20 protein-coding genes are annotated in these 20567 nt (G+C 36.4%); all 20 read left to right on the plus strand.

From position 1 onward, the window contains the following. Positions 1-2: 2 nt before the first annotated feature. The 20 genes from BN1082_RS15425 (at position 3) to BN1082_RS15515 (ending at position 20549) form a co-directional block, all read left to right on the plus strand. Positions 3-806: an RDD family protein gene (locus BN1082_RS15425; RefSeq protein ID WP_090635477.1), complete on the plus strand. Its 804-nt coding sequence runs from the start codon at positions 3-5 to the stop codon at positions 804-806. A 485-nt stretch (positions 807-1291) separates the two neighbouring features. Further along, entirely contained in the window at positions 1292-1672 is a 381-nt protein-coding gene (locus tag BN1082_RS15430; protein WP_090635478.1) for a hypothetical protein, read from the plus strand. Next, positions 1662-2141, plus strand: a complete 480-nt coding sequence (locus BN1082_RS15435) for an MltG/YceG/YrrL family protein (protein ID WP_176699821.1) — start codon at positions 1662-1664, stop codon at positions 2139-2141. The genes BN1082_RS15430 and BN1082_RS15435 overlap by 11 nt, the downstream gene beginning before the upstream one ends. Positions 2142-2606: 465 nt before the next feature. After that, positions 2607-4658 carry a M6 family metallopeptidase gene (locus BN1082_RS15440; RefSeq protein WP_090635479.1) on the plus strand — a complete coding sequence of 684 codons (2052 nt, stop codon included), beginning with the start codon at positions 2607-2609 and terminating at the stop codon, positions 4656-4658. A 254-nt stretch (positions 4659-4912) separates the two neighbouring features. Next, on the plus strand, positions 4913-5473 hold the full coding sequence (locus BN1082_RS15445) for a class I SAM-dependent methyltransferase (RefSeq protein WP_090635480.1): 561 nt from the start codon (positions 4913-4915) through the stop codon (positions 5471-5473). Between the two features lie 18 nt (positions 5474-5491). Continuing rightward, positions 5492-6178 (plus strand): response regulator transcription factor, encoded by a 687-nt coding sequence (locus BN1082_RS15450; RefSeq protein WP_090635481.1) that lies wholly within the window; start codon positions 5492-5494, stop codon positions 6176-6178. Then, positions 6175-7260: a HAMP domain-containing sensor histidine kinase gene (locus BN1082_RS15455; RefSeq protein WP_176699822.1), complete on the plus strand. Its 1086-nt coding sequence runs from the start codon at positions 6175-6177 to the stop codon at positions 7258-7260. The genes BN1082_RS15450 and BN1082_RS15455 overlap by 4 nt, the downstream gene beginning before the upstream one ends. A 216-nt stretch (positions 7261-7476) precedes the next feature. Beyond that, the gene (locus BN1082_RS15460; RefSeq protein WP_090635482.1) at positions 7477-10647 is read left to right on the plus strand and encodes an ATP-binding cassette domain-containing protein; all 3171 of its coding nucleotides are present in this window, start codon (positions 7477-7479) and stop codon (positions 10645-10647) included. Between the two features lie 196 nt (positions 10648-10843). Then, positions 10844-11050: a hypothetical protein gene (locus tag BN1082_RS15465; protein ID WP_090635483.1), complete on the plus strand. Its 207-nt coding sequence runs from the start codon at positions 10844-10846 to the stop codon at positions 11048-11050. A gap of 74 nt (positions 11051-11124) precedes the next feature. Continuing rightward, the gene (locus tag BN1082_RS15470) at positions 11125-12024 is read left to right on the plus strand and encodes a type II toxin-antitoxin system SpoIISA family toxin (protein WP_090635484.1); all 900 of its coding nucleotides are present in this window, start codon (positions 11125-11127) and stop codon (positions 12022-12024) included. 57 nt (positions 12025-12081) lie between these two features. After that, positions 12082-12279 (plus strand): hypothetical protein, encoded by a 198-nt coding sequence (locus BN1082_RS15475; RefSeq protein ID WP_090635485.1) that lies wholly within the window; start codon positions 12082-12084, stop codon positions 12277-12279. A 107-nt stretch (positions 12280-12386) separates the two neighbouring features. Next, on the plus strand, positions 12387-12530 hold the full coding sequence (locus BN1082_RS27650) for a hypothetical protein (RefSeq protein ID WP_176699823.1): 144 nt from the start codon (positions 12387-12389) through the stop codon (positions 12528-12530). A gap of 153 nt (positions 12531-12683) precedes the next feature. Beyond that, a complete protein-coding gene (locus tag BN1082_RS15480) occupies positions 12684-14204 on the plus strand; it encodes a HAMP domain-containing sensor histidine kinase (RefSeq protein WP_090635486.1) in 1521 nt (506 codons plus the stop codon). Then, positions 14164-14823, plus strand: coding sequence for a response regulator (locus tag BN1082_RS15485; protein ID WP_090635487.1), 660 nt, complete (start codon positions 14164-14166; stop codon positions 14821-14823). The genes BN1082_RS15480 and BN1082_RS15485 overlap by 41 nt, the downstream gene beginning before the upstream one ends. Positions 14824-15221: 398 nt before the next feature. Beyond that, positions 15222-16271, plus strand: coding sequence for a hypothetical protein (locus tag BN1082_RS15490; RefSeq protein WP_176699824.1), 1050 nt, complete (start codon positions 15222-15224; stop codon positions 16269-16271). A 2-nt stretch (positions 16272-16273) separates the two neighbouring features. Then, on the plus strand, positions 16274-16960 hold the full coding sequence (locus tag BN1082_RS15495) for a DUF3995 domain-containing protein (RefSeq protein ID WP_245640448.1): 687 nt from the start codon (positions 16274-16276) through the stop codon (positions 16958-16960). A gap of 43 nt (positions 16961-17003) precedes the next feature. Further along, positions 17004-17996, plus strand: a complete 993-nt coding sequence (locus BN1082_RS28250) for a hypothetical protein (RefSeq protein ID WP_245640449.1) — start codon at positions 17004-17006, stop codon at positions 17994-17996. 233 nt (positions 17997-18229) lie between these two features. Further along, positions 18230-18643: a nuclear transport factor 2-like protein gene (locus tag BN1082_RS15505; RefSeq protein WP_245640450.1), complete on the plus strand. Its 414-nt coding sequence runs from the start codon at positions 18230-18232 to the stop codon at positions 18641-18643. A 714-nt stretch (positions 18644-19357) separates the two neighbouring features. Then, entirely contained in the window at positions 19358-19882 is a 525-nt protein-coding gene (locus BN1082_RS15510; RefSeq protein ID WP_090635489.1) for a DUF2690 domain-containing protein, read from the plus strand. 238 nt (positions 19883-20120) lie between these two features. Next, entirely contained in the window at positions 20121-20549 is a 429-nt protein-coding gene (locus tag BN1082_RS15515) for an SgcJ/EcaC family oxidoreductase (RefSeq protein WP_090635490.1), read from the plus strand. Positions 20550-20567 lie beyond the last annotated feature (18 nt).

Below are 20567 nucleotides of genomic sequence, written 5' to 3' on the forward strand. Positions count from 1 at the left end.
TAGTGAACAAAGACCAAATGGATATTAAAACACCTGAATACGTATCGCTTCAGTTTCAGCTAGCAGGTTTAGGGAGCAGAGCTGCAGCCTTTATCTACGATCAGGTTATCTTAGGCTTCGCAAGTATTCTGTTATTCTTTGGAAGTCTTTTTGTGATGAAGGGGATGTCATCTTTTCCGTTTTTTCAGGATGAGAATCTTGTTCCTCTTGCGATTATCGTTATTGTCCTGTTTATCCTTAAATGGTGTTACTTTTTTGCCTGCGAGTTTTTTTCTGGAGGAAGGACGATTGGAAAGAAAATTGTGGGAATCCGTGTGATTCAGGAAAATGGTCACAGCATCACTTTGCTATCAAGCTTCATTCGCAATCTGCTGCGTATCATTGATGCCTTGCCAACCAGTTATTTCCTTGGCATCGTGATGATTTTACTTCATTCCAAGCATAAAAGGCTGGGCGATGTAGTTGCAGGAACGATCGTCGTTCATGAGCGAAAAGCAAAGCCGAAAAAGAAGCGGTCTCCTATTGAAAAAGAAATTCAGCGCCGTGGACTCTCCCAAGCTAGTCTAACAGTTGACGAATTTGCATTAAAATCATATACCTCAAAAGATTGGAAGCTGATTAGTACATATGTAAGTAGATTTCATGATTTACCATTAGTAGAAAGAAATCAGCTTACAAAACAAATCGCAGAAATTTTGCTTCCTAAAATCGGGATGGAAGTGGAAGGAAGTAATGAACAAGATTTAGAAAATACCCTCCTCGTGCTATATTTACTACTGAAAGAGGAATGGGAGTTTGAATTATAGTGAAAATGGAGGATGTCCCAAAAGGTGACAGGCACCACTATATGTACAAAGTTCATAATAATTTTTCCGCAATGTTGATTGGAGCGGAAGGCGCTCGATCCTCGAAAATGCTATCGCATTTCCTTCGTGCGGTGTTGATTCAAAGATGATGTTTCAAGTCCTGCGGGAGTACGGGGCAGGGGAGACCCCACAGGCGCAGGTAGCGCCGAGGAGGCTCCAAGGACCGCCACTAGAACGGAAATCAACAGACAAAGTTTAACAGACTATTAATAAAAAGGGGGGCCCTAAAAGTAATACTTTTGGGACATCCTCTTTATGTTTTGTTTAAAATCAACCACGGTCTTGTTTGATTTTGTCAAATCCCTCCGACTTTTGTCGTATTTTCAAAAATCAAATCGAAAAATTTACATTTACGATGTATAATAGGAACTTGGTATTATAGGATTTTATCAATCTTAAAGTTGAAGAAGGAGGAAATGATTTTAATGGAATGGACATTAGCGTGCTTGTTTGGAATTTCTGCTTTGTTGCTAATCGTTTCGATAAAGAAAAATCGTAATGCGTCAAAAGAAGAACAAAAAGGAATCGATCTGGTTCACGTATCTTTGATGAAAGAAATAAATGATATCCAAGAAACCATTCGCAATATAGAACTTGACATAGAAGTTGTCATGAAGGAAGCAGGAAGTCAACTTTCTCCTCAAGAAAAACTATTCATGCGTGAAGTTCTAGACTTGTATAAACGAGATTATTCCATGGCAAGTATTGCTGAGAAAAAACAAGTACCAGTGAGTGAAATTGAAGAGCTGCTTGCTCCTTTTCAAGCATTAAAGAATGAAAGGAGAAAAGTTGCAAATGAGAATTAACTTATTGAGCAGCTTTGCAGCAGGGATCCTTATTACGACAACTATTTGCAGCGCTGTTTACATTTTTGATAAAGGGAACACAGCGAAAACATCAGAAAAAATAATCGTAAAGCAAACAAATGCTCAACCATCTGAGACTGATATGAAAAACAAGCTTTCATCAGTTGGCTATGTCGTCCAAACGAAGGATGAATATGATAAGACTATAAACGATGCAAAAGCAGCCGCACAAAAAGGAGCAGCACCTGACCCTAACAAACCCGTCTCCAAAGTAGTGTTGAATGTTTCAAATGGGATGACAAGCATCGATATCGGGCGCGCACTACAAAAAGCAAATATTGTCCCGGATGCATATGCCTTCTCGAAAGATATCGAGGGTAAAGGATTGCAAAAAAAATTACGTCCTGGTATTTATGAAGTGGACAGCAGTATGACATACGATCAAGTCGTTTCAACTATTTTTAAATAATGTTTCTAATTAAATAGGCTACTTTAATAATAGATACATAAGGACACTTCTATAATCAAGGAAGTGTCCTTTGTTTATAAGAACTATTTATTTCGTTAGTAGTTTGTGAATTTGTCCTTTACCGATGATAGTATTTTATATTATAATGTCCTTAATTACGAACAAATTCCTCTTCGATTAACCCAAATTATTACCCAATTTAAAGTGTTTCTCTCCTATTAAAATTTTAATCCTTTATTACGGAATTCTTCTATATTGTGATATTTCCTTGAAATGATCTATTTTTAAGGAGGTGATTTAATGTCCTAAAAAGTGATAATTATATTATTTTATTAGTCTAAGTTTCATATCCTCTAAGATCTGCTTTAAGTTCAGCCAACACATCTTGAATCTTCTCCTTGTTATTGAAAAATTCCTTACTAAAAAAATCCTAGATTATATAAAAAGAGGGGATGGAGTTATTTTATGGCGAAAAATCGAAAAATTTGGGCAATTCTTTCTTCCGCTGCTTTAGCCAGCAGTATTTTACTACCGACTACTATTGTAAACGGGCAATCTCAAGCGTATAATCCTAATCCGAACGTCTTGGATATCGGTTCTAAGCTTCGTGCCGAAACATTGGAAGAAGCGAAGGCAGCAAATAAAATTGATTTGCAAGGTGCCAGCACAGAAAGTAGTCAAACAACTAGTGGAGCAACTAATTCATTAACACAAGCAAATGTGGGTTTAGAAAAAAAGTGGTTAACGCACAATGACTATACAGGGAAATATGCCTTAACCGACTTTACCCTTCGTGCAGTAGGTAAATATGGGGAAGTTTGGGTAGCAAACAATTTGAATTTCCCTGCTAACGATCCTCGAAATGGTAAAGTATCAATTTCAGATGCTCAAGTCAATTACTTGCTAAACGAGTTTGATGCAAGAATGTATGAAAAGGAAGTTTCATTTTTTGGTGCTCCTGCTGAGCGAAAAGGTGAAGATGGCTATAATGGCTGGTATAAAGATGACAGCGGAAGAACGGTTATTTTAATCGACAATATCAAAGACCAAAGTTATTACAACTCTAACTATCCAAGTTACATAGCTGGTTATTTTTCACCAACCATCAGTGACTTTGTTGATCGAAATGTCATGACGGTTGATTGCTATGACTGGCTGAACCGTACGGGTCCTAATTCTGCAAATCCATATTTGTATGAAGGAGTATTCGCACACGAATTTCAGCATTTATTACACCGTGATACTGATAGCTCCGAAGAAAGTTTCGTGAATGAAGGACTGTCTGATTTTGCCCAATATCTTGTAGGATATGGGCACCCAATGGGACATGTGAATTTCTTTATGAATAATCTCCGTAATTCTTTAACACTTTGGGGAGACCAATCTGATTTAGAGATTCTTGGCGACTATGGGAATGCTTATCTTTTCCAACTTTACATGTATGAACATTTTGGAGAGCCGTTTATACAAGCCGAATTTAAGAATCAAAAACATGGTATTGCCGGAATTAACGATGCACTAAAAACTATTGGAGCAAATACTGACTTTGAAACCCTTTATCAGGATTATATGACTGCAATAATGCTTGATGGAAAATATCAAGGTAGTAGTCAATATAAGTTTAATTTAATAGATTTAAAGCCTAATGTTGATGCTGTAAAACAGAATACTGAAGTGCCGGCATGGGGAACAGATTTCAAAACGATCATTCCTGATAAGAAAATTGATCACTTATACTTTAAAGGATTGGATTTCTTAGGAACTAATTGGACAACTGCCCAAGATACTTTGAAAGGAACGGTCCTTTGGGGAAATAAGGGCGACCAGGCTGATAATTTTCTAATCAAGGAACTTGATTTAACGAATTTATCCCAAGCAAACCTTACCTTTGATACAAAATATGATATTGAAGAGCAGTGGGATTTTGGCATGGTTCAAGTTTCAACTGATAATGGGAAAACTTGGACATCTCTTTCGAATGGAGATACTCGTAGTGATATTGTTGATAAAGGCTATCCAAAAATTAAAGAAAATGTTCCTGGTTTTACTGGCAGCTCACATGGCTGGAAAACAGAGTCATTCGACCTCAACAAATACGCCGGACAGAAAGTATTGCTCGGCTTCCGTTATATGACAGATTGGGCCTCAACTGATGCTGGCTGGTATCTATCAAACCTTAAATTAAATGGCAACACTATTGATGAAATGAAATCTACAACTGGATTTATGAGTTTAGAACAGGCCACTAAAGAATACGTCAATTATCAAGTACAATTTGTTGGCTATAAGAAAGGTGTAGCGAAGGGGTCAGAAAGTCATGTAAAAGTCATTCGCTTCCCAAGCTTAGTCAACATGTCCGAGTCAGACCGTGTTGATTTACGGGGTATGTTGCGGAATGCGGAGTTCGAAAAAGTGGTTATGATGGTAACTTACGATGCACCAGAAGGTAAAAACGGCAGCGTAAATTACAATTACGATGTAGTAATGAATTCAGCAAAGAATAAAGTAAAACAATAGATTTTGAATAAGAAAGTCAGGAAGCTGTCGCAAATTCACTTTATGTGGACTTATTGCGACAGCTTTTTTTATGCACGGTAAACCTCCTTTACGTGAAGTACCAATATTAAGGATTCTTAAGGTTTTTTCCAATAAAATGTTAAGTTTTAGTTTCTATACTAACCTTGTAAGTTGACTGAAGCAGCTTTAAAAGTGCTGATGATACCTCAAGAGCCAATGTGCTGGAGAGAAATACAGGGAGGTAACGGGTTAGTATGAAATGGATAAAATTTTTAATAGAGTCAATTAAAGCACCAAGAACTGTTGGCGCTATAGCACCTAGTCAAAATAAGCTTGCTAAGGAAATGATGGCAGACATAGATTTTGACAGTGCAACGTGCATTGTGGAATATGGACCAGGAACTGGAGTATTTACTGATGAACTCATTAATAAAAAGGGAAAGCATACAAAATTGATAATAATTGAAAATAATAAGGTGTTTTACGACCTTTTGGGGGTTAAATATTCCAATTGTGATAATATTATAATAATTAATGATTCTGCTGAGAATATCGGCGAGCACTTAAAAAAGCATAGTATTGAAAGAGTGGATTATATCGTTTCAGGTCTACCATTTACTAGTCTGCCAAAACATATTTCTAATAAAATATTAGCTGCCACAAGAGAAATCCTAAAAGAAGGCGGAATGTTTATTACTTTCCAGTATACGTTATTAAAGAAGGACTATATTGCAGGTTACTTTAAAAGTGTAAACTATTGCAGAGTATTACTAAATTTTCCTCCAGCCTATGTTTTAAGGTGCAAAAATGCTTAATTGAAGAGGAGTTTGATTATGGCAAATAGGATTCTAATAGTGGATGATGATGACGAAATAAGAAAAATCACGGGAATATATTTAGCCAATGAAGGCTTTGAAGTACTTAAAGCGGAAAATGGACCGGAAGCCCTTGAAGTTATTAAAAATCATGTAGTGGACCTTGTCATTCTAGATATTATGATGCCAGGGATGGATGGTATTGAGGTTTGTCTGAAAATTAGAGAAAAGGATGTAATGCCAATTATATTTTTATCAGCAAAATCAGAGGATCTGGACAAAATTCAAGGACTGGCATCAGGAGCTGATGATTATATTATTAAGCCTTTTAATGCCATGGAGCTTATAGCAAGAGTCAAATCAAATCTAAGAAGATATACTAAGTATTCTGCTACACAAAATGCCAATAAAAATTTAATTGAAATAGGAAACCTAACAATAAATGCAGACACTAGAGAGGTTTTTATTGGAAACAATAATGTTAGACTAACTCCTAAGGAGTTTGATATTTTAGAGCTTTTAGCAAGAAATAAAGGGATTGTCTTTAGTATAGAAAAAATATACGAGCGGGTATGGGGAGAAGCGTTTTATAAATCAGATAATACTGTTATGGTTCATATAACAAAAATAAGAGAAAAAATTGAGCCGGATCCAAAAAAGCCAATATACATTAAGACCGTATGGGGAGTAGGTTATAAGATTTGAAAAGGTATGTATTTAGAAGGAGTTTAAGTGCTAAGCTTTTATATAAAATAGCTCTTAGCTTTTTCATATCCTTAGGAGCATTATGGGTATTATCAAACCTTTTTATAACTAAATATATTGTAGATCATAGAGAGGACATTACTGCAGTAATATATAACCTTTTAGTAGTCGGTATATATGTATTAAGTATTGCTATATTCAGTTTAATTTTCTTGCTGCTAGTAAATAGTGAGGTAAAATATATTAAATATATTGGTCATCAGGTAAAACGGATTTCCACCAAAGAACTAGGTTCAACACTGGAAGTGCGAGGCAATGATGAACTTGCAGAGCTTTGCAAAAATATAAATTCTATGTCAATAGAAGTGAAAAATAGGTTTGAAAAAGAGAGAGAACTAGAAAAAATTAAAACCGAGCTTATAGCAAATGTTTCTCATGACTTAAGGACTCCACTTACTTCAATAATAGGCTACCTCGATATTTTATTAAGTGAAACCGTTAAAAATGGTGAAGAACAAAAGGAATACTTGAATTCAACCTATAGTTTGTCAATGAAGTTAAAAAGACTTATAGATGAACTATTTGAATATACAAAGCTGTCAAATAGTGAAATAGAATTGGAACGAACAGAAATAGATATATGTGCTCTCATTAATCAGTTGCTAGGGGAATATACACCTATTTTTGAGGCTAAAGGTTTAAGGATTATTCCTTTTATACCTGAAGATAAGTTAATTGTGAACGTAGATATTGAAATGATCGTTAGAGTATTTGAAAATATATTAAGTAATGCTGAAAAATATAGCATTAAGCCCTCAGACATAGTGGTTAGAATAGAGAATGAAGGAGAAGCAGTTAGTGTATCCTTCACTAATTACACAGAGAATATACCACAGGAGAGTATTGATAAAATGTTTGAGAGATTTTATAGAATTGATCAATCTCGTTCTAGTAAAGTACCAGGATCTGGACTCGGGCTCGCTATTGCAAAGAAAATAGTTGAATTGCACCATGGAGAAATATTTGCCGAGATCAATGAAGATAAAATCACCTTCAGAGTTAAATTGAATTTGGAGAATTAAAAGCTGTTTTTTTGAAAAATTCATTAATTGTAGATGAATTTGACACTCATTTCTGTTTTTTAGTATTAGCTAACGTATAGGAAAAAGCAAACGGCTCGGTATAGGACTGAGCCGTTTGCTTTTTAAGTACAAATATTGATACAAAACACATTACAAATTCATTTAAAGTTGTGCTAACATGGCTATACTAGATTTAGAGAATGGAGAGGATATCCGATGAAAATAAATCAATTAATTGCCAACAATATTAACCGTTTAGATACCGTCTTGCCGGAAGATCAATCGTTAGGAATTGCTGGTTTGTCCGGATCTGGTAAAACCACATTTTGTCAAACCATTGGTGAAGAATCCAAGAAGCGTCTCGTTTCCTTATTGCCTAAGGCTGAATATCAGTATTTGTTTCCCAATATAATGGAAACGAATTTTAGTGGCATCAAGATGGAAGACATGCCTTTAGTTCTTTTTCTAGGGAGATCATCGATTTCTTCTAATCCACGTTCAACGATTGGCACCCATACCGGCGTTTTTAAAGAGATTCGTGAGAGGCTTGCAGAAAACTTTCATCTTTCGCCAGAAGTTTTTTCATTTAATAATGCATTAGGCTGGTGCCCTGAGTGTAAAGGGCGGGGCACTACCAAAAATGTCGAATGTAAAAAGTGTGAGGGCAGACGCTATAGTCCTGAGGTTGAGCAAAAAAGAATAGAATTATTGAATCAACCACATAGTATTTCCGATATCAACAATTTAAGCGTTGAAGCGGTTTATTCTCTTGCAGAGGAATTACATATTAGTGAAGCGAAACAACTTATTCTTAAACATATTATCAATATGAATATTGGTTACTTAACATTGAATCGGATCATGGGGACATTGTCAGGCGGGGAATTAACACGGCTTTACTTGGCAGAATTCATGGCAGCAAGTTGTAATACCGTGATTATTATTGATGAAATCTCCGTTGGTCTTGATCACCAAACCCTATTGAAAATTTTAGAACAGATTAAACAATTAGGCTATAAGAATCAAATTTGGTTGATTGATCATTCTGACACGGTGCTCGATGCGACAGATGAGCAATTGTTCTTTGGGCCTGGCAGTGGGAAATACGGCGGAAAAATTGTCGATGAATCACCGCGTCCAAAACCTGTTCTTTGGGAACGAAATCAGGCAATGCCAACAGAATATTATCAATTTCATGATCTTTACTGTCGTAATATTCAAATGGCTGAAATTCAGATTCCCAAAAATAGACTTGTAACCGTTACAGGTGAGTCTGGATGTGGTAAATCGACACTTGTCAATGAGTGTATAGCCAAGGATTTTCTGAAGCGATATCCAAAAGATAAACTGGTCATGGTAGGGCAGGACCGAAACCAATCGATTACCAGCCGGTCAACAGTTGCGACTTTTCTTGATATTAAAAAGAAACTCACAAAATATAGTGAAGATATTGATGATATTTTTCTGCGCTCGATTGAAGATATTATTGATGAACTACCAAATGAAGACATCGCTCATAAACGCTTGAGTTTACTGATCAAACTAGGACTGGGTTATTTGACATTAGAAAGAAAGACACAATCCTTATCGACTGGTGAATTTCAATGTGTCCATTTAGTTTCTGAGCTGTTTACCAACTCAAGAAACCCACATACGCTGTTTATTTTCGACGAGCCTTCAAAAGGTTTATCACAAAATATATTAAATCAATTCATTGATAGTATTCGGGTCATTCTGCAGGATGAATCTGTCAGCATCATGATGATTGAACATAACGCCTATATGCTGGAAAGCTCTGATTTTATCATTGATTTTGGTAACAGACAGCTTGAACCTGTTCGACATCTTGAGGTTGTCAGTCATGATGATTATTTTTGTCAAAAAAAGAGTGCAGAAAGAGTTGACCCATTGCATATTTCTTCAACACTCAAGCAGCAAAAGGGTATTCACTACTTAGAAGAAAATCATATTGCCTATTTTAAAAATGCAGAAAACGTCTATAAGGGTGGCATCTTAAAAAGCCTATCTTCCATGGCCCGTCTGATTTATGGTGAATACGAATCTGACACAATTGCACCCGTCATCGCCATTAATCTTGAAAGGCATTTGTATAGTCAATATAGTTTTCTCTATGAAATTGGTGGACTAATCAACCATATTGTGTCTTCTCATCCGACCAATAAAGACACAAGAAGCTTCGATTTCTATAATCAAGAAAATCATTGTCCATACTGTTCTGGTCGCCGGGTTATTGAAAAATTTGATTTTGATATTGTCATTCAAGACAAAACTGCACCATTCTGGGATGGCTTATTACATCCAGACGTGATGAAGGTATTAAAACATTATCAATATCCGAAATTGCAATTCCTATTTGATGAGATCAAGAATGAACTTGGTCAGGATATTAGTAAAAGCTATACCGAAATGACGGAAGAAGAAAAGCATACCTTTTTATACGGGTATTGGGAAAAGTCATTCTATGATAAAGCAGGCAAGACACGGAGGACATGGGAGGGCTTTAATAAGATCATAGGGATGTATATGGTTATTTCAAAATCCATTATTAAAGAGCAAATGAAAGAATCAAAAGTGAGGATAACCTGTCCAGTCTGTCAAGGAATCGTGCTAAACCACCATAAAAAATTAAAATTTGGTGAAACAGATATTCGTGAGATTATTCATCAGCCTATTGATCAGGTTATAAAAAAAGTAGGGAAGTTACCAGAACTAGAAAAACTAAAAGCAATTGTTGGTGGCGATATTGCACTTACGGAAGATGGCTCCTTACTTCCTAGGGAAACACAAGTATCGCTGAAAATGCTTGAACTGGAACTAGCAAGCTTTGTAGGTTATGAAATGGTATTACAAAATGTTTTACCATTCTGGGACAGAATTAAAGGTAATATTGAAGCTATAAGTCGCAAAAATCGGATCACAATATGTGATTTTGCCAATATAGACGAAACTAGAGAAACGATTATTGATAAGTATTTCACCAATGGAAAATACAAAAAACTGACTTATGTCTATGAAGCGTTTGGTTACAAAAAAATTGTTACACAAATTAATAAGATTAAAGCAAGTCATCCTTGTCCATTTTGTAAAGGGAAGAAAGTCATTTCAGAAGATAATCTGCATGATGGCGTGTTTAAATTAACAATTCCATGTGTCAGTTGTTATGCAAGTGGCATCAATGATGAAGGGCGTAAGGAAATCGTCGATGGCATAGACGTACAAACATGGCTAACTGGCAAAGTAAGTGATGTTGTTGCTGAAAGCTTAAATCTTGAGGCTGTTGCAGATATCCCAATTTTCAACCGTATTCGTGAGTTGAATAAACGAGAAATGATGACGATATACCAATTCCTTGAGCAAAATAATTAAATTAGAATTTATTAAAACAAGCGATATTTTAATACAGAGCTAAATGTTAGTCAGTGAAGAAAACTCATTTGCAATAATAAATTGCAAATGAGTTTTTATGCTATTCTGAAGAGGAGCTTGTTGGTTTAAAAGAACCGTTGTAAATCCGAATTTTCCTGACGATACCCCTGTCTGGGCATTTTAAAGGAGGAACTATATGTATACAAGATTTTCTAAATTTATTTGTACATTTATAACAGTTGCATTAGGTCCTTTACTTTACTTATTTATATCTTTCTATGTAAAAACAGGATATAACTTAACTAGAAAGCAAGCAGGTTTAATAGGAATATTTTGTATGTTGTCATATAGTTTGGGGGTTATTGTGACTTTAGTACAAAAAAACATAATTAGCAAAAAATAGACTACCTGTTATTGTTCAGAAAACAATCTCTTTTCAGCCTTTTAATCATGTTATAATAAGCCAGGAGGTGAATTATGGAATCTGAAAAATGGTATAAGAACCCCCTCAACATAGTGATTCTAAAAATGGTAATCCCTATAATTCTTGTTTTAGTTCTAATTACCGAAAAGAAAATGTTGGGGACATCAATCCTGACCTTTACGCAAGAAAATAAGTGGCTTATTCTTATAGGATTTTCAGCTGTCATTCTATACATAAGTTGGGCATTTGAAGCCTTTTTTAAAAAACATAAGCAAAATCTACGAAAAACTTGGTATTTCTTTTTTATTGTTGGGGTTGTACTATTCCTTGATCATACAGGGTTTAATGTAAAAGAATGGGAACGACTCACATTGCTTGCAGCAATGTTCATCTTTGTTGATTTAGCTTTGTTTCTTACGCCATCTATTAAGAAAATCGGTGGAGCTGAAATGGAGCAAATCAATGAAGTGGAAAGTGTCAATGAAGAAATGAAAAAGGTAATTATCCAAACACAAAATAGAAGTTTGCAATTTACAGATATATTAGACATGATGCAAATATCATCTTTTGAAACGCAGGAATGGAATGAAATAGACAGTTATCGAGAGAGTTTAGAAGATTTTTTATATTCTTACGGAGAAACTTGCAGGCAAGTGATTACCGTATTCAAGAAAGACAATAACAACTTTTTTAAGCAAGAAGTAGGTACGATACTTGGGGTAAACCTTACGGAAGAACAAATGAAATCCATAAATGACAAAACAGTGGTTCATATTAATAAACAAATCGCTCTCATTCCGTATCTCGAAAAAGTATTTCCCGTAGTCATTTCTATTGAATCGGAAAAGGAACATGTGTTAGATATAGACATAGATCATATCATTAATCTGTCTTTAATACATAGTTGGTTGAAAAAAACGCAGGAAGAGCAACCTGAATGGCAAACAATATAGATAAAAAAGTGTAAGTTTGATAGAATTAGGGTAATAGATAGGAAAGGAGTGGATAAAATGCCCGAGCGTACAAGCACAACAAAAAGTCCTGTCGTAAGTGTAGATGAAAGACGCAGTGGTAGGGTTAAGTCTCCTTTTTTACGTGAGAAGACTACTCGAACAACTCCACGAACTTCTCCATCATTGTATACTAAGGAGTTATTTAAGAGAAGCGATGAAGCAGTAGGTCGTTTAAAAAATAGTCGTTTAGGTTAAATGAGAAGATAGGACAGGAGCTGTTCCTGTCTTTTTTGTTTAAACCCTTCATAAATTGACCATACAGACAGTATAAATGTACTAAGATTTGTATGGGAGATGATCCAATGGGAGAAAAAAAGAAGAAAAACCCCTTTTTGACAGACAAGCCCTCAGGAACCTTACCAAAGCGTGATAAAGATAATAGTTTACTTTTAAATTTGAATAAGAAAATGAAGGATAATATTGATAAATTAAAGGAAAGCAAATAGCGTTAGCTCATTTGCTTTTTTAATTCTTATCTTTTTACGCAATTTTTTAAAGGGAATTACTAAAATATGGAGAAAAATTTAGGTAGAAAAGGAATTTATAAAAAATTCCAATATTTAAATCGGTTTTAATCGTTTAGAAGAAAGGAATAAAGGATGAGATTATTACCCCATTTTAATTTCCAACGCCTCCAATGGAAGTTGACTCTATACTATATTTTAATTACCATAATTGTTCTTCTTTTACTTGAAGTGGTAGGTTTCCTCGTTTCTCTTGCTCTCGTCAATTATTATACGAATCGTACACTTGAACTGCAGGTTGCTACTCAAGCACAAGTGATAGCTTCCAATTTTAATGGCCCCTTTGTCAATCAAAATAAACTAGAGAAAGCTTTAGACGATTGGCCATTTGAGGTTGGGGTTGAATTCCAAGGATTTTCTATGGTCATCAACTCAGAAGGGCAAATGATTGCAAGTAGTGGAGGGAAGGCGCAGCAAAAAATAGATATTCAATCGGAACTGCCTGAAAAAGTTCAAAAGGATATTCAAACTGCTTTGTCACTTTCTCCCTCAGAAGCTCGTAAACTAAAAACGTATCATTATACTCGTGATGATATCTTGTATATTGTTGCACCATTAGCAAATGAAAAGGATGTACGAGGGACCCTAGTCTTAAAAGCTAAAGATATACATTTTTCATACGTAAATTTTTGGAGGACAACTTTTCAATTTTTCGGTTTGAGTATTTTAGCATTCCTGTTAGGTGCAGCATTTGTTGGTATTGCCTTTGGTATCTTTACATCAAGAAGTCTAGTTCGCAGGATTCGTAGAATTTTATCTTCAACTGATCGATGGAGTGAAGGGGATTTTACAACATTTGTGGACGATCCTTCTAAAGATGAATTAGGACAGTTGTCACGGAGACTGAACCAGATGGCGAAACAGCTTCGTAACTTATTTCGTATACGGCAAGATTTAGCTACTCTTGAGGAGCGGAATCGGTTAGCGAGAGAGCTTCACGACAGTGTGAAGCAACAGCTGTTTGCGACCTCAATCTGGTTGAATACGAGCAAAACCCTTATCGGAAAAGATGAGAAAACATCTAAAGATCATTTGATGAAAGCGGAAAACCTGTTACGTCAGACACAACGGGAATTAAGTGCATTAATACGTGAATTACGTCCAGTAGTTCTGGAAGGTAAGGATTTAACGGATGCACTTAAGGATTATGTTGATATGTGGCAGGAACAAACAGGTATTCACGTAGACTTTAAGACAATTGGAAAGCAGCAGGTTTCCCCTATTATTGAAGAGGTGTTCTTTCGCATTACACAGGAAGCGTTGCACAATGTGGCGCGTCATAGTCAGGCTAGCAGGGTGACGATTCATTTGATTTGTGAAGAAATCGTTACTCTTTTCATTCAAGATAATGGCTGTGGATTCGATATAAATAGCCATAACCATCAAGGAGTTGGTCTATCCTCAATGCGTGAGCGGATACACATACTTAAGGGACAAATTGAAATCCAAAGCATGCCTGGGGAAGGTGTAAAGATTACCGTTCAATGTAACCAAAAAGAAATTCCTACAGATAGTAAAGTAGGTATTAGAAGTTATTTAGATGAGGTGAAACAAAATGGCGACGACAGAACCAATTTCGATTTTAATAGTGGATGATCACACAATTGTAAGACAGGGGTTAATTACTCTGTTCACTATTCAACCCGATTTTCTTGTAGTGGGGGAGGCAGACAATGGGGAAAGGGCTGTATCGAAGGCAGCGGAACTTATTCCTGATGTTGTTCTAATGGATTTAGTGATGCCAGGCATCAATGGGGTTGAGGCGATTCGAGAAGTAAAACAAGTAAGTCCCCGTTCACAGGTAATTGTACTAACTTCATATCATGAGGATGAGTATATTTTTCCTGCTCTTCGTGCTGGTGCGATTTCCTATGTTCTTAAAGACATAGAGCCTGATCAATTAGTTGAAACAGTTAAGAGGGCTGTACAAGGAGAATCCATCATGCATCCGCAAGTAGCTGCTCGAGTTGTTCAAGAGATTCGGGTAACAAATCGAAACTCTTCCAATCCTTTTTCCGAACTAAGTGAACGTGAACTTGAAGTACTGCGTTATATTGCTAACGGCCTAACAAATGCTGAAATTGCAGAACAATTGTTCATTAGTGAAAAAACAGTTAAAGGCCACGTTAGCAATATTTTAAGTAAACTGCACATGCTTGACCGTACGAAAGCAGCGGTTTTTGCCTGGAAACAAGGATTTATGCAGTCTGATTAAAAAATGTAAAATAAATACAATTTAACTAAACTCGTCAAAAATTGACGAGTTTTTTTACGTAATGGAGCAGTTCTTCTTTTAATTGTACCAGCTTAGGATTTCAAAACTTCAACTTCATCCTTTTATTCCTCGGATTAAAATCAAAGCGGGGCTGAATGTTTTCTAAGATGAACGCTACTCTAGAACTGTTCCTAAACAGTTCTGTAGATTCGTTTCAAACTCTTCCTCCCATTGTAATATGAAGGTATTCATAGATGGAACGATTTCCCACTATGAAAGAAGACTGAGTCCTTCATTGCAGCATAGTACCCAAGACAGATGCTCAGTAAAAATAAATGATGATATACAATAAAATTTTTATGAAAAGGATGATTTAAATGGAATCTACATCACCTCTATTGAAGAAAAAAACAATTAAATCAGTAAGAGGTTGGCCCTCCTTGATTGGGTATGCTGCTATAATTTGGTCGGTACTATATGGGTTTTTACAACTTTATTGGTTACTTGGAGGGGACGGTTACCCTTTCAAGCATGAAGAGAGTATAGGCTTGTTCTCAGGAATGATCACCTATCTTTCTGCACAAGCTGGAGGAATTATATTTGTCACTCTTTGTTTCCTAGGTATAGGAATCGGTATTGATATGCAAAGAAATTCAAAAAGTTTTCTTCCGCATTGGTTCGTCTTAGCTTATGCGTGGGGATTAGCTGCTTCATTAATTCTCTTTGTTCCAGATATGACATTAATCGCGATGATGGGTTATGCCTTCATGCTAAAATTTGCTTTTAACTGGACGATGTTTAACCAGATTATTTGTATTATTGGGGCAATCCTTTGGTTCTTCACAGGAGTTATCTATCTACGCAAAACCAGTGGAGCTTGTGAATATTGTGGAAGGACAGAGACTGAAAAAGTTCCCTTCCTTGTCCGTTGGGGATCTTGGATTACCATTATTGCTGCTGTAGCCCCACTTCCTTATGCCTTATCCCGGTTTGCATGGGCATTGAATATTCCTTTTGGAGTAGATAAACAGTTTTTCAAGGATTTTTCTACCATAAATCCGGGGCATCATTTAACAGAATGGGTATTTGGATCACTTTGCATAATGGGAGGAATCCTTACACTTGGATTGATTCAGAAATGGGGAGAAATTTTTCCTCACTGGTTCCCGTTTATTGGCGGTAAAAGAGTCCCGATTTTATTAGCGGTAATCCCTGCATCTATGGTTTCCATTGCTGTTACCTCTGCTGGTTTTGTCTTTACCTTCGGTTTTTTAGCTGTCACTCTTCATCTAATATCAGTAGAAAATATTTTAGTCAACAATATCTGGGGAACGATCGGGCCGATGATTTTTTGGGTACCTTGGGGAGTCAGCCTCGGACTTGCAACTATTGCTTATTATTATCGCAGGAGAAATAAGTGTTCGAAATGCAGTAGAGGAGGGGCTTAAATATGGTACAGAATGAAAAAGAAATGAAAAACATCCTAACTAACGAAAAATTACCATTAGAAAAATTAAATAAATTTGAGCGCTTTACCATGACATCTGTTTGGCCGGGTTATCTTGGTTTCCTTTGGGCTCTATTGTATGCAGTGTTTGTTAGGTTTTATCAAGCTGCAGGTGGATCGGTAGGAATGCCTGGTCAATTAATGGACCCTAAATCAGGATACATGGCAAGTTATGTTGCAGGTGTTGTCATTATGTTCTGTGGATTTGCCTTGCTTTTACTAATCAAGCCCTGGGGGAAAGTTGTTCCAAATTGGGTGCCGGTGATTGGAGGCAGAAAAATTCCTTGTCTACTGTTATTGTTCCCAACTCTAGCAGGGACTGCGTTCTTAATTGCTCATGGTATTAGTGGAATCATTACAAAAATCCTTCATTTGCTAAGCATCATTACCATTGACATTCATGGGTGGAGTGTACTCAATATGAAAAGTTTAGTTTTATGGGATCTTTTATTTTATGAGCCGTGGTTCATCATAATGGGAATATTAGCTGGGTTGACTGCTTTTCATTATGCGCAAACATCAGGTATATCAATATCTATGTTAAGAAGGGGTACAAAAATTTATCTAACATTTCTATTTCTCCTAAGTTCGCTTTTTGTATATGAGATCATTTCTACTCTAACAATTTAAAAGCTTTTCAAATAATGTGAAGAAGTTAAGGGAGGGGATGTATTTGTCTGAATTCGGCGAAATCATTCCAAGTAATTATGAACAGAAAATCGTAAGGCACTTCCATTTTCGCTTGAGGGCTTCACTAGGAATTTTCTCTGTAATGTTCGTGTTAATAGTTTTGAAGTTCATTTTACCTGAAGGACCAAATTATACGAAGGGGTTTGCCCCGATTTGGGTGACGATTTTTGCTTCTTTGTTAGGATCGATTGTAGTTATGCTTGAAAAGAGGTGGCTTCGTAACCAATTTTCGCAAAAAGGGTTCGTGAAAATCATTGCATGGGGATCCTGTATATTACTAATCTGGTCATCTGCAGGAATCGTTTTCGACTTTCTCCGAGCAGCTGCGGTAATGGGAATCCCAGGATTGCCTCCAGTCGTAGACTGGTTAGGCTTCGTTTTTCGTACAGTTAGCCTCATTGCGGCAATCCTTATTGCTACAGCAACTATTACTTTTCAACGAATTTCTCGAGGTGCATGTGTTCTATGCGGTAAAGGGCCACAATTCACAATGCGATCTAAAAAATGGTACGGTTATGCAGCGTTTGTACTCTCATTTCCATATCCTTTGCTAAAAATTTATTGGTCGCTTGGAGGACCATTATGGGGTGGTAATAGTTTCGCCCATAATTCCGCTTATGGGGAAATAATTGTATTTGGCATAAGTGCCTTGCTTTCCCTTGCACTTGTACAAAAATGGGGTAGAGTTTTTCCGAACTGGTTTCCGATTTTTTCGGGTAAAAGAGTTCCACGATGGTTACTTATTACAGGAGGTTGGATTGCTGCAAGTATGACGACTACATTGGGAATATTAGCGATTTTCGGTTCCATCCTACAGGCATTAGGATTGGAGGAAGGACCAGTGGGTACAGGTGGAAATCCGTGGATCGTTTCCTTTGTGTACGTTAACTGGCTTTTATTAGGAATTTCAATGGGAGCTGCTACATGGTTCTATCAGCAATCCAGTCGAGGGAAATGCCTAGAATGTAAAAGGTGAATGTATAAATGACATTAGATGTATGCATCATTTGGAGAATTTAAGTAGGATGTTTATTGTCCAAGAATAACAAAAATAAAAAGATGAACATTTTAAAGACACGGCAGGTTATCAATACCTTTATAAAAAAGTTAGATTTTTGATGTATTCTTTCATAATAGACTTGTATTTAAAGTATGAATTAAAAATGACTACCTTTTTAAACAATACAGGAAGATAAGGAGAGATTAAATTTGTTAAAATCGGAAAAAAATCCACTTTTAATTGCGATGGAAGAATACTTGAATGCAGGTCTTGAAATGGATCTTGAGAAATTGGAGACTATTTATGCTCCTAATTTTGAAAACATTCGCTTCGATACAAGTGGGAGAACTATTAATATAACTAAAGAACAGTTCATGCAACGATTTCGCAACATGAACGATCAAGGTAAAAAATTGGACAGTATTGATGATGTCGAGTTTCTTACGACAACCATCTATGATAACCACGGATCGGTTATTATGCGACGGATCAAAGACGGATCTCCAGTCCTTTATAACTTTGTTTGGATTATGAAAGATGGATTACCTTTTTCACTTGTTCGTGAATTTACTTTTGTTGAGGACCTCTCATACCTCATTAACATGATCCATAAAAGTGATTAATTCCCATTCATGGGGTCTAAACCTACGCGCTTTAGCCGGGCAGCCTCCATTGACACAATTAGAGGTGGTTTAAAAAGCTATCATCGTCCGCATATTGTCATTCTTCAAGACCGTCCAAGGAATGAACCTTAAAATAAACTTAAATTTCTCAACAAATGGGCGTATTTCTGGGGCATGAAATGCGCTCTTCTTAATGAATGGGGGATTTTTGTTCGGTACCTCTTTGCAAGAGTGAAGGAGGGAATGGAGTTTTTAAACAGGTTAGCTATTTTTTCATAACTAATTTTGAGTCAAATTCAGGTAGTTGAAATAAGACTATTTCCTCATTTTACCAATAGGTAAAATGAGGAATAGATGAATATGTATTATTTTTCCATTTTTGTTATAATTCCTATGTATCAAAATAATTTTTAAAGGGGAACTTTGATAGCAAGAAAAGTAATACCTGTTCTAACCTTTCCTGTAGTGGCTTTGGCGTAAGTATTTTCTTTATCTTATGGTTTTGAAGAAAAAGCAAATGCAGCTAATCCAACATTAAGTTCCATTTAAAATCTAAAAATTGACACAATAGAGGGAATAAATACTCACGAGATAAACATAAAAAAATTCAATGGATTGCAGTTATTACTTATTTAGCAATCTAACTTCGTGGACCAACGGTAAATAATAGAACGATTACTCTATTAAATCTGGATATTTAAGGAGTGAACAAAAATGTTAAGTAGGTTTCGAAATCTAATGAAAGTATGTGTTCTTACTATAGCGGGTATTGGGCTGATATTTGGTTTTCATGGGAATGCACTTGCTGTTTCCGATTTAAGTAGTTACTATGATGGGAAAAATCCAACGACAACTAAGGTCTATGGGGGGAGTACTACATGTGATTCTGATGCATTCAATGCCAAATCTGCTGTAGTATACGAAAAAGGCAAAAGAGTGGGGATCATATACCTCAGGTACAGTAATCAATGTCATGCAGCGTGGGCTAAGTTGGTTCTTGATAATCCTGCCCCTTCGGTAGCTGGAGGCGTATATGCCTATGCTGTTGTAAATAAGTATAAAAATGGGGTATTCCAAAAGTCAATTGATTCTAATAACGGTAACGGAGCAATTAAAACCGGACAGACAAGTTGCTATACTGGTATGGTGTTTGATGAAACTCCAACCTGGGGATATACGGCTACGGCTGAAGGTGTTACTTATCCCGGAACCGGATACGGGAAGACTGCTCCTTACTAAAGAGGTAAAGGTAGCATCTATAAAATTGGGGGCCTTGTTATTGTTAGCTAATGAGAGATGTTGATGCAGATAAAGCAGTTACTCCTCATACATAAGGAAACCTCCAAGTTATGATGTATTTAAAACCTAATCGATAAATATATTAGAAGGAAAACTTATTAAGATTCTTACACTCGTTTGTATACCACACGCTTCATGAACCACCAAACAAATTCCTTTATGGAGAGGAAGATTTAAAATGACAAACCACCAAGAAAATCTGATAGCTATCGGCATATTGTTTGCAAAGCTGATCGAAGCTTGGAACCAGGGTAACGGAGAGCTTTTCGGTAGCTGCTTTACGGAGGATGCCGATTATGTAACGTTCATGGGACAGCATCTGAAGGGAAGAAAGCAAATTGCCGATGTACATCAAATGCTGTTCGCGGGTCCGCTGAAGGACTCCGTCATGGTATCAAGCACCACTGCCGACTTGCAGCTGCGCTTCATCACGCCCGATGTAGCCGTTGTACACGCGATCGGTGAAGTACACCTCCCCGTGCCTTCCGATGACCCTAACGACAGAGGATCGATTAATACGAATGTAGTAGTTAAGGAGAATGAAGAATGGAAGCTGACCGCTTTCCATAATTGTCGCATTCAAGAGATGCCAAGAGGAGCGCGGTAAGATAGATTATGGTTTAAA

Source organism: Neobacillus massiliamazoniensis, from assembly GCF_001048695.1.
In the GTDB taxonomy this organism is placed as follows: Bacteria; Bacillota; Bacilli; order Bacillales; family Cytobacillaceae; genus Neobacillus; species Neobacillus massiliamazoniensis.